Source organism: Sphingomonas sp. PP-CC-3A-396 (assembly GCF_004343105.1).
Lineage (GTDB): Bacteria > Pseudomonadota > Alphaproteobacteria > Sphingomonadales > Sphingomonadaceae > Sphingomonas.
In genome coordinates, this window is sequence record NZ_SLYF01000003.1 from 525308 (window position 1) to 539331 (window position 14024).

Genomic DNA, 14024 nt, shown 5'->3' on the forward strand with positions numbered 1-14024 from the left:
TCGATGCCCCAGCTTCGTCAGCAACCGCGTTACCTGCAGCTCGCGCAGACATTGATCAACGAGATCGAGGATGGGCGGTATCCTATCGGCACGCTGCTGCCGACCGAGTTCGAGCTCTGCGACCAGTTCGGCGCGAGCCGCTTCACCGTGCGCGAGGCGATCAAACGGCTCGTGCAATCGGGCATGGTCTCGCGTCAGGCCGGAGTCGGCACGCGCGTCCTCGGGCTGTCGCGCCCGGCTGCGTATCGCCAGGTTATGGAGGGGCTTTCCGACCTCCAGCAATACACCAACGAGACCAGCCTCACGATCATCGCGCGTGAGACGATCGCGCTGGACGGACCGCTCGCCGAACAGGTCGGCGCGACGTTGGGCCAGACCTGGCTGCATCTCATGGCGCTGCGCCGCGCCGCCGGGACCAGTCCGATCTCCTATTCGGACATCTATCTCCACCCCGCGTTCCGTAGTCTGAAGCTCGACGACGATGTCGGCGACGTGCCGATCTTCAGCCGGATCGAGGAACAGTTCGGCGAGCGCGTCGCCGAGGTTCGCCAGCATATTGAAGCGGTGGCGATCCCTGCGCCGATCGCCGAATTGCTCGAAACCGAGACCGGTGCGCCGGGCCTCCGCCTGACCCGCCAGTATCTGAACGCCCGCGGCGAGATCGTCGAGATGGCGATCAATACGCATCCCGCGGACCGTTATTCCTATTCCCAGACCTTCCGCCGCGATCCCGTATCCGGCCTGTAGAGGATTTTTCATGACCATTGCCGCCCGCAGTATCCTGTTCGTCCCCGGCGATCGTGCCGAGCGTTTCGAAAAGGCGCGCGCGAGCGGCGCGGATATGGTGGTGATCGATCTCGAAGACGCGGTCCTCCCCGACCGCAAAGTCGCCGCGCGCGATACGATCCACGATGCGCTCGCGGCCCTGACAGCACCGCGGTTCTTCGTGCGCGTCAACAGTCTGGATACCGAGTGGCATGCAGACGACGTGCGTGCACTCGCGGCGTTGCCAGGCGTCGCGGGGCTGATGCTGCCCAAAGCCGAGCGCGCATCGGACTTTATCGCGATGCACGAGGTCGCCGGTGGCAAGCCGCTCCATGCGCTGGTCGAGACCGTTGCGGCGATCCTCAACCTTGCTGACCTCGTCACCGCGCCTGGACTCGCCCGCCTATCGTTCGGCACGGTGGATTTTCAGGCCGACGCCGGGATCGACGGCGATGGCGCGGAGATCGACCATGTCCGCACCCAGATCGTCCTTCACTCGCGCAGCGCAAGCCTTGCCGCACCGGTGGACGGCGTCTCGACCGACCTCACCGACGACGCGGCGCTGGCCCGCGACACCGACCACGCCCGGCGCTTCGGGTTCGGCGGAAAACTCTGTGTCCATCCACGTCAGGTCGGCATCGTCAACATGGCCTTCCTGCCGTCCGACGCCGACGTGGACTGGGCCACCCGCGTGGTCGCCGCTATCGACGGCGCGTTCGGTGCCGTTGCCGTCGACGGCAAACTGATCGACAAACCCGTCGTCGACCGCGCTCGGCGACTTCTTGATACTTATTCGGCATTTACAGCTACGCGAGAGTAAGAGTTCGCTAGGTTTGCTTTTAAAAATGGGGTTGGCTCAAGGACATAAATACCATCATTTTGAGTGACATCTCAGCAGTTAGCGCAAGCTATGATGATCCGCTTCCAGACACTCGTATCCGCCAGCGCCCTCGCCACCCTCGGACGTTCGTTCAGCCTGAGCACGGATCGTTGTTGCCCTCCCATTCGGTGAGGCGGAGGTGTAGTATGGCCGTTCGGAGAAAGGCTGCCGCCGGATGGTACGATATTCATCGCTATTAGGCGTCGCACTGCTTGCGCTCGCGCCCATCCAAGCGGGCGCGGACGTGACGGCGACTTACCAGCGGCCTGGTGCGGTAAGCACAGCAAGCGCGCTTATCATAGAGGTCGCGTCAAACGGTGACGTTCGAGCCGGAAACGACGATCGCGGCTATTATCTCTGGACCAACGGCAAAGGTTACGATGTCAGACCCGGGCCGGGCGGCCCGACGGTCATCCGGACGGCGGACACCGCGGCGGCGCGCGCGGGCATACGTCCCGCGTCGGAGATCATGCAACCTTGGCTGCCGGTCGACACAGTGTCGATCAACGGCCGGAAGGGCACCCGCTACTTCATCAGCGGTGCCCGCCACAATCCCGGTGCCATGCCGCTGGTCATCAGCCGCGATCCTTCGCTGGCAATTCTCGCGGCCGGCCACCGGCGCCTCGTGGCCATGCAGGAGAGCAGCTTCCCGGGCGCCGACAGTCCTGAGCGCGTCAGCTTTCGCGAGGTGATCGCGCAGGGTGCTCCGATCGACCTTCTCGGCTCGCAACTGGTCTCGATAAGCACCGCCGCCATCCCATCGACGCGCTTCCGTGTTCCGGCCGCCCCTGTGGCCGCCGCGACCGTACGCGAGCATCAAGCGGCAGTGCGCGCAGCGACGAATCCTGCCGCCCCCACTCCGCAGGATATGCTGCACAGACAGGACCGCTTCATCAAGCGAGCGGTCTGGGCCTCTGATCGCCTTTGGCTGCTTACAGAGCGCGGCACGCTCTCGAGCGTCGCACCAGGGGAGACCAACCGCCGTACCGAGACGACGCCCGGACCGGCGGCCGACATCTGCGTCGCGGGCGCCGCTCTGGTCATCCTCGGCGTGGATGGCCAGCTGTCCCGCCTCGAGGATCGTTCCTGGCACGCGATGCAACGCCTGGACCTCAATGGCGAAGCGGTTCAGGCTCTGAGCTGCACCGACCAGCGTGTGATTGCGGTGAGCCGGAGCCGCCTCGTCGTCAGCGCGGGCGCGCGGCAGCGCACCGTCGCCCTCTCGACGCCGCTCATCGGTCCCATCGTACGAACAGCGCCCTTCGATACAGGCACGACCCTGTTGCTGGGGCTCGCGAAGGGAGAGTGGGGTGGCGGCCTCGAGCGCATCGATACAAATACAGGCGCGGTCAGTGAAGTCCCCGGACTTGGCGGCCCGATCAACGGCGTGGGACCCGAACCTGGCCGCCCGGGCTGCGTCGTGGCCACCGTCGGCCTAATTCACTTCTTTCCCAGCGGACAGGTGGTCGAGGCGTGCGGCGACAAGGTCCGACGCCTCTACTACAAACCGTACACAATGCAGAAGAGCTGGCCTGCCGATCCACCGAAACTCCCTTTTGAGACAGTGCCCTTCTACGCACTGACGGCGGCGGCCGATGGCTTGTGGCTAGCGGGTGGAGATGGGCTCTACGCGATCACCGCCAGCCGCCCGATCACTTTTAAAATAATGCCACCCTTCGAGCAAATCGACGGAGTGGATGTAAGCTTTGCCGTACCCGGCCTGGCGCTGGTGCGCACTGACATCGACGCCCATGTCTCGCTTGGCGGCGGTGCGCCCCTCCTTGTCGCCCGCTGAATCACCGCTTCTGCGAACTGGACCCACAATCGGTTATTTGGAGCTCCCGTGCCGCCTCCCGGTTTCGGCCTTTCGTTAATCTAACAAATGGCGGCTCACCGCGCCCGGATGGGGTGAATAAGCGGTGTAGATAGAGAAAGCGGAAGTTCGCTATTCTGCTACCTCGAGTCGTATTGCCGCGCCGTCAGCCACCTATGCGCTAAAGCGGATCGCCACTACACTCGACACGGCGAGCGGCAAGATTTGAGGGGCACGCGATGATTTATGAGGTTTTGTCGGCGGCTACAGGAGCTGCCATTTTGGCTTCTGGATCAGCGAGCCCGCCGCAATGTGTAGTTTCAGGTTCCTACGTCCTAGACGGCGGACGAAGCGACAACGTCGAACGAGCGATCGCGAGCGCTACCGCCGGCCTTCCCAACACCGACTATTTCTCGCGCAGGCTGCGGAAGGCTAACATGGCTGTCGATGGAATTCGGATTAGAATCTCGAGTCCACCAGGCGGGTTCTCGATCAAATATGAAACCAGGCCGCTGATCCTTGTTTCGACAAGCGGAGAGCTGACTCAGTGGAAGCTCAACGACGGGCAGGTTTTTGACGTGTCCGCAAAAGCGAGCGGTGACGCTGTTTTGATAACGTTCCGTGCGCCCGACAACGAGCGCACCACAGTGTATCGAGTAGTGGGGCCGGACTTTGTGGAAGAGACTATGATCACAAGTCCTCGGCTCCCCAAACCGCTTCACTATAAGCTCACCTATAATGAAGCAAAATGCTAAGGATGTAGAGCTAGGCTCCCTGTTGAATAGCCACTGAGCCTTTGTCGTTTCGTGCTGTCCAGGCTGGCCCCTATGATCGCCCCAGCGTCAACTTTCCCGAATGGTCTCGTGCAAGGCTGGCGTTGAGCACCGTGCCCAGCACCGCGGCTCCAAGAGTGCTACCGAGTTGCGGACAAAAAGGTTTGAGGCGGTGGCAGCACCACGTTCCGTCCGCCCGCCACTATCTTGGATGAGCACGATCGCTGCAGTGCTCGGGAAGCCCGTCCCGAAACCATGGTCAGCGAACCGAGACCAGCCACCAGAGGCGGGGTGATGGGTGAAGGCGGCACGAACGGTGTAACTCCAACTGGCAGTAGTGCGGCACCGAAAACCAGGATCCGTGGCAGACCAAACCGAGCCAAGTCACGGGCACGAAGCGTTGGCGCAACGTTCAGGCTGGCATAGGGTTGACGCTGCCGGCCGACGTCGTCGATGAACTCGGCCAAGATATACCCGTCCGCCCCCAGATCGCGCTGATGCGCGCGGTTCAGCGACCAACGATGATGATAGACCGCATCGAGCTTCGGATCGGCAGATTCGAAGAACGGGATGCGGTTTTCATATCAGGGCGCATCGTTGGCGAACCGCGCGCGGGCGATGCGGTGCGTGTCACGGATAGCCGATGGCGGATAACGCCGCAGCAGGAGACGCCGCCACCGATGGCGCATGGAACCCCAACACTAAAGTGAGACGGAAGATCGGCCTGACGATCAGGCGACCGATCATATCCCCTTCTCCTTCGAATGGACGGCAGCGGTTTTATCGCCGCCGCCCGCCATCATCATTTGAACGTATAGCGTGCCCCTACCGCGAACGTACGGCTGAGCAGCGTCGTCCCCAGGTTGAAGCGGTCGGGGCCGCCGACATCCTCGAACTTGTAATAGGTCTGCTGCTTCGCCTTGAGGAGGTTCACCGCGTCGAAGGTGAAGCCGAGACGATCGGTCGCGTTCAAGGTCAGCTGGAGATCGAGGCTCTTCTCCGGATTGCGCCAGACGCCGATCGGATTGGCGAACAGCCGCGCTTCGTTGTTGGCGAGGAACGCCTTGCGCCAGATGTACGACAAACGCGCCCCGACCGGCCCGCGATCATACGCCAAGGTCGCATTGTACGACAGGTCCGACACCCCGAAGAACGGCGACGACGCCTGCCCCGTGATGTTACCGGCGGCATCCGACAGCGGGATGTTCTGCTTCGAATCGAGTACGGTCAGGCTGCCCTGGAAACCCAGCCCCTTCAGCACGCTAGGCAGATAATCCGGGAAATAGGTCAGGCCGAGTTCGACGCCCTTGAGCACGCCGTTCGAAGCGTTGACCGGCCGCGTGATCGCGAACGAGTTCGTGGCGCCGGCGACGATCCCGTTGTTCAGGATGGTCTCGCGGACCGTCAGCGGCACGACCAGCCCGTCGACCTCGCGACGGAACCCGGTCACGAAAATCGCGCTGTTGCGATCGAAATACCACTCGACTGCGACGTCGTAATTCTTCGAATGAGTCGGCTTCAGCGTCGCGGTGCCGGCGGTGCCGCTGCCATAGCCGACATTGGTCAGATCGCCGACCAGGTTGAAGTTCGGGTTGATGTCGGTGAAGTTCGGCCGGCGCAGCGTCTGGCCGTAGTTGAACCGCACGCGCAGCTTGTCGGTCAATTCGTAGCGCGCGGTGAAGCTTGGCAACCACCGCTGCGATCCGGTCGACACGAAGGTCTGCGCGCCGTTGTTGTAGCGATCGAAGAAATTATAGTCCGTATCGACCGTGATGTGCCGCACGCCGGCCTGAAGCTTCAGCGGCCGCCCGAAGATCGAGACTTCGCCGTCGGCCTGGATATAGGCGGCGAGCGTGGTCTCATCGATATCGAACACGCGTTGCAGCGACAGCTGATCGGACGTCTTGAGCCCATATAGACCGCGCACTGTGTCGGCGTTGTCGTGCAGCCAATAGCCGCTCGGCAGCACCCAACTGCTCGGGGAATCGCTCTTGCCGTCGAAGAAGTCGGAATTGGTGAACAGCGCTTCCGACGGCAGCGTCGAGAGACTGCGCCCCAGACCGCCTGCATCCTGAGTCCGCACCGACGTCGAGGCCTTGCGGTTGTCGTAGCGGAAGCCCGCCTTGACCTGGCGAAGGAAACCTTCATCCCAGCCGTAATAGCCGTCGAGCGTGCCGGTCAGCGCGCTGCCCTTGTCGCGGTTTGCGTTATCGTAAAATTGGGCGATGTTCCACTGCGCCGGGTCGGTCAGGAGGGCGTCGTTGTCAAAATGATACGACGGAATGCCACCGCCGGCGTTGAAGTCGACGTTGATCTGGTTGGCGGTGCGCTCGGTCCGCATCGCGGTGAACGAACTCGTCACCTTGCTGGTCTGATAGGCGACGTCGCCGATGATCTTGCCGTGCGAGCCAACGTCCCATTTGCCGTTAAGCGCATAGACGAAGCTGTCGGTCTTCGACTGGTTGTAGTCGCCGCTATTGAAGCCGTAGACGCTGTTGGCGGAGCGGGTCTTGACGATGTTGGTACCGTCGTAGAGCCCGACCGGCTGCGGGTTGGCCCAGAAGTCGACGAAGCTGAACTGGAGGCTGTTGAACGTCTCACCGCGGAAGCCCGCATAGAACACTTCGGCGGTGTAGACCGAGCTGCTGTTGGGCGCCCATTGCAGAGCGATGTTCGCCGAGGGCCGCTCGCGCTTGCCGTACAGATCCGAGCTGAAGATCGCATCGCGCGAGAGGTAATACGGCGTCTGTACGCCGTTGATGTTGAGCGTCGAGCCCGGCGCGGTCGCAAGCCCGCGGTCGAGGCCAGGTGTCCAATTCTCGTTGTTCGCACCCGGGAAGATGCGCTCCAGCGGTGCGAGGCCGGACCCGGCCGGCGGGGTTTCGGTCGCGAACGGCACCAGTGCGCCCGCCGTGATCGTCTGGTCGCGGTATTTGGTGCGCGTATAGCTGCCGTTTACCAGGATACCGATATCGCCGATCCCGGTCTCCCAGCGATCGCTAACCAGCAGCGCGACGTTCGGATTATAAGTGTCGGCCTGCTCGTTGTAGATGCCGCGCGCGAGGCCAGAGATTGCGAAGCCATCGAAATCGAACGGACGACGCGTGGCGACGTCGATCTGGCCGGCGAGACCCGTCTCGATCTGCTCCGCAGCGCGCGTCTTGTAGACGTCGACCTGCTTGACGAGGTTGGCGGAAATATCCTGCAACGCGAACGCCTGCCCCGCCGCGGTGAAGATGTTGCGACCGTTGAGCGTGGTCAGCGCATCGGGAAGCCCGCGAATCGAGATCGCCGCCGCTTCGCCGCCGGTGCGGTTGGTCACCTGGACGCCAGTAACGCGCTGGAGCGCCTCGACGACGTTGTTGTCGGGCAGCTTGCCGACGTCTTCGGAGACGATCGAGTCGACGATCTGGGTCGCGGCCTTGCGGACGTTCAGCGCGCCGACGATCGAGGCGCGGACGCCGGTGACGACGATGTCCTGGTCGGTCTGATCCGCTGTCGGGACGTCCTGGGTCGTGGCGGCATCGGTTCGAGCGGGCGTTCCGGTCGCCGGGACGTCGGTGCGATCCTGCGGCGTGGTAGCGACGGCCTGCGCGGAGGCCGGGGTGCCGAGCGTAAGCGCTACGATCGATGCGGAACACAGAATTAACGGTTTTATCGCCATGCGGCCTCTCCCTAACGCGTCCGGTCGGCCTTGTTATCGGCTCGTTATTACTCCGACATTCGCTAAAAGTAGATGAGCCCCAATGCAAGAGCTAATTTACGCGCCGACCGTATCAGCCGGACCTGAGCCGATACAGCGCGGCACCATGCGATGGCACATCCTGCGTCAGGATGCCCGAGGCCGTTGCCAGATCATGACGGGCCCATAGGTCGCGGACCCCGACGTGTCCCTTCAGCCCGATCATATCGAGCCTAACCTGCACGCGCTTCGTCGTTTTGTCTGTGTTGAACAGCGCGAGATAACGATCGTTCGAGCGCGGCATACGGGCCGACCACATCCGAACGCCATCTTCGACGAAGTGCGGCTGGTTGTCGTAGCTCGCCTGGTTGACCGCGATGACTTCGGGGTTGGTGAGAAGGTCGAGCGTCGAGCGGTCGAGATGGCGGAGGTCGCCGCCCATGATCAGTGGCGAGCGCGCGATCGACCACAGCGTCATCAGCGTTCGCTGTTCGTCGGGGGTGAACTTCGTATCGCGCGCGCCGAGTGCCAATCGCCCCAGCGGCAGCATGTCCGCATCGGGCCACGCACCTGGCCGACGCCACGCGTTCCAGTTCTCCAGCCGGGTGAACTGCGCTTCGAGCAGCGGCCATTCGTCCCAGAAATCGTCGCTGATCCGCCACATCTGCGCAAAGCGGCGGACGTGATCCGCGCGGGATACCGGCGTTTCGCCGGGCGACAGGCTCAGGATGATCGGTCGCCTGGTCGCGACGATCGCGGCGTGTGCAGCTTCGATCTCGGGGGCATGCGCGTCGTACGGGCGACTCATGTCGTCCATCTTGACCAGGTCGACGCCCCAGGATGCGTAGAGCGCGAACACGCTGTCGTAATAGGCCTGCGCGCCGGGCTTGCGCATGTCGACGCCGTACATGTCCGGGTTCCAGGCACAGATGCTGGCGGTGTCGGCGATGTCGCGCGCGCGGTATTTCGTGCCGAACACGGGCAGGTTTCGCTCCACCGCCAGCCGCGGAATACCGCGCATCAGGTGGATGCCGAACCGAAGGCCGAGCGCGTGCACCCGGTCGGCGAGCGGGCGGAAGCCCTTGCCGCCGGCGCTCGACGGGAACCGGTTCGGCGCGGGGAGCAATCGGCCGTACCCGTCCATCGCCGGCGTGGGCTTGGCCGCGTAGGTGTAACTCTGCGCCCCCGGCTCGTACCACTGGATATCGACGGTGAAGATATCATAGCCCGACGGCAGCAGCTTCTCGGTCATGATCATCGCGGTCTCGATCGCCTGCGCCTCGGTGATCGTCGTCGCGAAGCTGTTCCAGCTGTTCCAGCCCATCGGCGGCGTCAGCGCCAAGAGCTTCGAGCCAGCACTCGCGCCAGCGCCTATCGCGGCCGCAGGTACCGCTGCGGCTCCCGCGGCGAGGAACGTCCGGCGATCAAGGCCGCTCACCGCAACGGGCCGTTGGCAACCGGTTCGCCGAAATCGGGTGTGCCGTCGGGCTTGTACGTGAACCTCTGGACGCGGGTGTGGCGGTTGGGATCGAACAGCGGGTCGCCCTTGATCGCCTCATAGTCGCGCGCGTGATAGACCAGGATGTCGCGGCCGCGCTCGTCGACGGTGAAGCTGTTGTGGCCCGGCCCGAAGACCTTGTGCGCGGGCGACGACTTGAACACCGGCTGCGGCGATTTCGTCCAGGCCGACGGATCCATGATGTCGGCATCGTCACGCGCAGTCAGCATACCCAAGCAGTAGCGCGCGTCGGTCGCACTCGCCGAATAGGTCATGAACAGCTTGCCGTTGCGCGCCAGCAGCGCAGGCGCCTCGGCGACCTTGAACCCGCGGATCTCCCAATCGAGCGTCGGTACCGCCAACCGCGCGGGCTTCGCCGCCAGCGTCAGCGGGGTGGCGAGCGGTGCCAGATAGAGGTTGCTATTGGTCTCGATCCCCGGCTCGCGCTGGGCCCAGGCGAGATAGCGCGTGCCGCGGTGGACGAAGCTGGTGGAGTCGAGCGTGAAGCTGTCCCACGGCGTCGTCAATTGCCCCAGCACGGTCCAGGTACCGGTCATTGCGTCGGGTCCGTCGCAGACCACCGCGAAGGTGCGGATGCGGAACACGTCCTCGCCGCCGCCGCTGGGGCCTGCCGCGAAATACATGATCCAGCGCCCGTCGATCAGGTGCAGTTCGGGCGCCCAGAGAAAGCCGGACATTGGCCCGGTCTTCTCGTGCCGCCACAACACGCGCTCATTGGCGGTCGACAGCCCTGCCAGCGTGCGCGAGCGGCGCAGCACGAGCCGGTCGTATTCGGGCACCGAGCCGGTCATGTAATAATAGCCGTCGGTGTGCAGGAAGACCTGCGCATCGGCACGCTGTCGGACCAGTGGGTTGACCGGCACCGGCGCCTTGGCCGCGACCCGTGCAAGCGCACCGCTAGCCGTCGCAGCACCAGCACCGGCCAGGAACAGCCGTCGTGTGAAATCCATGGTCATGGTCGGTTCTCCGCAACTGGCCAGCCATCCGCACCCCAGGCGATCGGTGCGATGCGCAACGTCGGGGTGCCTTTGGTCTGGGAATCATAGGCGTGGTAGACGACATAATCCTTGCCGTCGGTGTCGTGCATCACGCCGGGGTGGCCGGGGCCGCGATAGCGCTGTTTTTCCTGAAGGTCGGCGCGCAGGAAGATCGTCCCCCCGCCCTGCATCATCGCGCTGCCGTCCTTGCCAAGATACGGCCCGGTGATCGCCTTCGATCGGCCGACGACGGTGTAATAGGTGCTGTTCACGCCCTTGCAGCAATAGTCGTAGCTCGCCAGCAGCCAGTAATAGCCGCCATGGCCGATGACGAACGGCGCCTCGACTGGCGCGGGTCCGCCAGCGGGTGCGGGACGTCGCGCGATCGCGTGGGGCTTCTCCGCGGGGTCGAGCAGCTTGCCGGTCTTGGGGTTCAGCGCGAACAGCTTTAGGCCGGTCCAGAAGCTGCCGAGCGACAGCCACTCGCGGCCCTGCGCATCGACGACGTGGTTGGGGTCGATCGCGTTGAAATCGTCCTTGGGCGTCGACATCACCACCAGCCCCTCGTCGCGCCAGCCATAGCCGGGCGCCTTGGGATCAAGCGTCGGGCTGGTCGCCAGCCCGATCGCCGAGCGGTTCGAGCCGAACGTCGAGACCGAATAATAGAGCCGGTAGCGCCCGTCTGCGCTGCGCGAAATGTCGGGCGCCCACATCCCCTTGGTGCCCGGCACCGCCTTGGTCGCCCAGTCCGGCAGGCTTGCGAACGGCGGCATACCCGCGGTCCAGTGGACCAGATCGGGGGACGTGCGCGCGCTCAACATCTGGCCGTCGAGCCCGGTGCCATAGACGTAATAGATATTGCCCGCGCGGATCATCACCGGGTCGTGGACCGGCGCGATGTCGCCCGTCAGGCTAGCGTTGAGGCCCCCGCGTGCACGGGGGGTATCCGCGGTTTGCGCCACCACGCTACTGGCCAGCGTCAGCGCGATCAGTCCGGTCGCCCATCTTGGTGCGGCCATCGTCTCTCTCCCGGTAGGTGCGCCCGCCGGTTGGTCCGGCGGGCGTCACGATCATTTCAGTTCGAGCATCACCACCGACATCGGCGGCAGCGTCACAGACAGAGTGCCGCCGCTCAGCCGCGCGCCGTTGAACGCCGTCGGCGCGACCGCATTGGGTGCCTCGAAAGTGTTGAGCGCGGTCATCGTCGGCGCGGTCAGCACCTGCCCGGTGACGGTTTGCGCGGTCACGCCCGTCAGCGCAGCCGACACACTCGTTGGCTTGTTCGGATCGAGGTTCGAGAGCGCGATCCGCACCACGCCGTCCTTGCCGCGCACGGCCGACGCGCTGACCGACGGCATCGTCCACTGGTCCTTGTTGTACCAGGGCGACTTGATGTCGATCGGCAAGACCGTGCCGTCCATGTACGGCTTGTACATCGCGAACACGTGATAGGTCGGCGTCAGCACCATCTTGCTGCCGTCGGTCAGGATCATCGCCTGCAGCACGTTCACCATCTGCGCGATCGCGGTCATCTTCACGCGGTCGGCATGCTTGGCGAAGACGTTGAGGTTGATCGCGGTGACCAGTGCGTCACGCAGCGTGTTCTGCTGGCGCAGGAAGCCGGGGTTCGTGCCCGGATCGCCGGCATACCACGTGCCCCATTCGTCGACCGCGAGCCACATCGTCTTCTTCGGATCGACCTTGTCCATGATCGCCGAATGCTTGGTGATCAGCTCGTCCATCCTGAGCGTCTCGGACAGCGTCTCGGCCCAGCCGCGCTCGTCGAACACGGTCGCGGACGCACGCGGTGGCCAGCCGCCGGGGATCGTATAGTAATGCAGCGACAGCGCATCGACCTTGCCGACCAGCTCGCGCGCCATCGTCTCGGTCCAGTTATAGTCGTCGACGTTGGCGCCGCTCGCGATCTTCATCACGCGCGTGTCCTTGGGCGCCTTGATGAAGGTGGCGTAGCGCCGCGTCACGTCAGCGGCATATTCCGCGCGCATGTTGCCGCCACAGCCCCACAGCTCGTTGCCGACGCCGAAATACGGGACGGCCCAGGGCGCCTTGTGGCCGTTCTTGGCGCGCTCGTCCGCCAGAGTACCGGCAGGCGAGGTCATATATTCGACCCACTCCGCCATTTCCTGCGGCGTGCCGTTGCCGACGTTGCCAGCGATATACGGCTCCGCGCCGAGCTGTCCGGCGAGGTCCATGAATTCGTGCGTGCCGACCGTATTGGGCTCGGTCACGCCGCCCCAATGCGTGTTGATCTTGACCGGGCGCTTGGCCTTGGGACCGATCCCCTCGCGCCAGTGATATTCATCGGCGAAGCAGCCGCCCGGCCAGCGCACGACCGGCACGCCGATTCCGCGCAGCGCGGTGACGACATCGGTGCGGAAACCGCGGACGTTGGGGATCTTCGACTTTTCGCCGACCCACAGCCCCCCGTAGATGCCGGTGCCGAGATGCTCCGCGAACTGCGTGAAGATGCGGCGATCATAGGTCGGGCCGGGCGTGTCGGCGTGGACCGTAACGGTTGCCCCGGTCGAACTGGGCGCGGTGGCGGGTGCGTCGGTCTGCGCAGTGCCGATGCCGGCGGTCGACAGCAGGAGCGCGGCGGCGAGGCCCTTGAGAGTCCGGGTCATTTTTACCTCAATCATCGAAAGCCTCCACGGAATTGCGGGTGCCGCGCAGGAATGCGTCGGCGACGAGGGTGAACGGGGTCGTGTCGACTTCGCTTCGGCCACCGCGGATCAGCGAAGCGAAGCGGGTGTAGAGGCCGGGATATTCCTCGTCGTCATTGTGGACCGTACCGCTCGGCAGGGTGAGCACCGCGCCCCCCTTGGCGAGGCTGAGCGTGCCGGCATCGGTCTCGACGGTGATGTCCCAGCTCTGCGGGCCGGTCTGGCGCCAATCGAGATCCATCGTGATCGGCGTGCCCGAGGCACTGCGGAAGGTCAGGTCGGCGGCGATCGGCGCGGCGCGGTTGGCGGGCGTCGACAGCGTCGCCGCGGTCAGGAAGAACGGCTGCGGTAGGATCTCGGTCGCGATCGACAGCGCGTTGATGCCCGGATCGAACACGCCAAGACCACCCGGCTCCCAGATCCACGCCTGCCCCGGATGCCAGACGCGAACGTCCTCGCGCCAGACGATCGACACGCGCTGGATCTGCCGGTCGGCGAGCCACGCCTTGGCCGGCGCGACGCCTGCTGCAAACCGCGAATGCCAGCCCGCGAACAACGTCGCGTCCGTCTCGGCAGCCTGGGCTTCGAGCGCATCGACCTCGGCCAGCGTCGCGCCGGGCGGCTTTTCGAGGAAGACATGCACGCGCTTGGCGAGCGCCATCGCGGCCAACTCGTAGCGCACCTGCGGCGGGGTGCAGAGCGCGATCGCGTCGATCGGCGGACCGTCGACGAGCAGCGACTCCAGCGACGTGAAGTTGGCGACGCCCTCGACGCCCGGATCGCGCGGGCTGACGCTGGCGACGAACTCGAAGTCGGCGTTGCCGGCGATCGACGGCAGATGCTGGTCGCGGGCAATCTTGCCCATGCCGACGACCGCGATTCTGATAGCGGCCATGCTCAGAGTGCCTTCACGACGACGGGCTGCGGTTCG

At 64.6% G+C, this 14024-nt stretch carries 10 protein-coding genes and 1 pseudogene; 5 read left to right on the plus strand and 6 right to left on the minus strand.

Annotated elements, in window-relative coordinates; translation table 11 throughout:
* Positions 1-3: 3 nt before the first annotated feature.
* From C8J40_RS08410 to C8J40_RS20225, 5 genes are all read left to right on the plus strand, one after another.
* Positions 4-747 (plus strand): GntR family transcriptional regulator, encoded by a 744-nt coding sequence (locus tag C8J40_RS08410; RefSeq protein ID WP_132896612.1) that lies wholly within the window; start codon positions 4-6, stop codon positions 745-747.
* Between the two features lie 10 nt (positions 748-757).
* A complete protein-coding gene (locus C8J40_RS08415) occupies positions 758-1585 on the plus strand; it encodes a CoA ester lyase (RefSeq protein WP_132896613.1) in 828 nt (275 codons plus the stop codon).
* Between the two features lie 304 nt (positions 1586-1889).
* Positions 1890-3440 carry a hypothetical protein gene (locus C8J40_RS08420; protein WP_132896614.1) on the plus strand — a complete coding sequence of 517 codons (1551 nt, stop codon included), beginning with the start codon at positions 1890-1892 and terminating at the stop codon, positions 3438-3440.
* Positions 3441-3697: 257 nt separating this feature from the next.
* Entirely contained in the window at positions 3698-4213 is a 516-nt protein-coding gene (locus C8J40_RS08425; RefSeq protein ID WP_132896615.1) for a hypothetical protein, read from the plus strand.
* Between the two features lie 446 nt (positions 4214-4659).
* The gene (locus C8J40_RS20225) at positions 4660-4941 is read left to right on the plus strand and encodes a hypothetical protein (RefSeq protein WP_165911389.1); all 282 of its coding nucleotides are present in this window, start codon (positions 4660-4662) and stop codon (positions 4939-4941) included.
* Positions 4942-5033: 92 nt separating this feature from the next.
* Here C8J40_RS20225 and C8J40_RS08440 read toward each other — a convergent pair whose 3' ends face one another.
* The 6 genes and pseudogenes from C8J40_RS08440 to C8J40_RS08465 form a co-directional block, all read right to left on the minus strand.
* Positions 5034-7895 (minus strand): TonB-dependent receptor, encoded by a 2862-nt coding sequence (locus C8J40_RS08440; RefSeq protein WP_132896616.1) that lies wholly within the window; start codon positions 7893-7895, stop codon positions 5034-5036.
* Positions 7896-8007: 112 nt separating this feature from the next.
* Positions 8008-9351: a glycoside hydrolase family 27 protein gene (locus tag C8J40_RS08445; RefSeq protein ID WP_132896617.1), complete on the minus strand. Its 1344-nt coding sequence runs from the start codon at positions 9349-9351 to the stop codon at positions 8008-8010.
* Positions 9352-9353: 2 nt separating this feature from the next.
* Positions 9354-10388: pseudogene (locus C8J40_RS08450) on the minus strand (glycoside hydrolase family 43 protein); the annotation flags it as partial.
* Positions 10385-11428 (minus strand): arabinan endo-1,5-alpha-L-arabinosidase, encoded by a 1044-nt coding sequence (locus C8J40_RS08455; RefSeq protein ID WP_132896619.1) that lies wholly within the window; start codon positions 11426-11428, stop codon positions 10385-10387. The gene C8J40_RS08455 and the pseudogene C8J40_RS08450, both read right to left, overlap by 4 nt.
* Positions 11429-11479: 51 nt before the next feature.
* Positions 11480-13054 carry an alpha-L-arabinofuranosidase C-terminal domain-containing protein gene (locus C8J40_RS08460; protein WP_132896620.1) on the minus strand — a complete coding sequence of 525 codons (1575 nt, stop codon included), beginning with the start codon at positions 13052-13054 and terminating at the stop codon, positions 11480-11482.
* Positions 13055-13061: 7 nt separating this feature from the next.
* A complete protein-coding gene (locus C8J40_RS08465) occupies positions 13062-13988 on the minus strand; it encodes a Gfo/Idh/MocA family oxidoreductase (protein ID WP_132896621.1) in 927 nt (308 codons plus the stop codon).
* Positions 13989-14024: the final 36 nt, after the last annotated feature.

Excerpts from the sequence above, each read along its gene's own strand:
- C8J40_RS08410 (WP_132896612.1), top strand. The coding sequence starts at position 4 with ATGCCCCAGCTTCGTCAGCAACCGCGTTACCTGCAGCTCGCGCAGACA.
- C8J40_RS08415 (WP_132896613.1), top strand. The coding sequence starts at position 758 with ATGACCATTGCCGCCCGCAGTATCCTGTTCGTCCCCGGCGATCGTGCC.
- C8J40_RS08425 (WP_132896615.1), top strand. The coding sequence starts at position 3,698 with ATGATTTATGAGGTTTTGTCGGCGGCTACAGGAGCTGCCATTTTGGCT.
- C8J40_RS08440 (WP_132896616.1), bottom strand. The coding sequence starts at position 7,895 with ATGGCGATAAAACCGTTAATTCTGTGTTCCGCATCGATCGTAGCGCTT.
- C8J40_RS08455 (WP_132896619.1), bottom strand. The coding sequence starts at position 11,428 with ATGGCCGCACCAAGATGGGCGACCGGACTGATCGCGCTGACGCTGGCC.
- C8J40_RS08460 (WP_132896620.1), bottom strand. The coding sequence starts at position 13,054 with ATGACCCGGACTCTCAAGGGCCTCGCCGCCGCGCTCCTGCTGTCGACC.
- C8J40_RS08465 (WP_132896621.1), bottom strand. The coding sequence starts at position 13,988 with ATGGCCGCTATCAGAATCGCGGTCGTCGGCATGGGCAAGATTGCCCGC.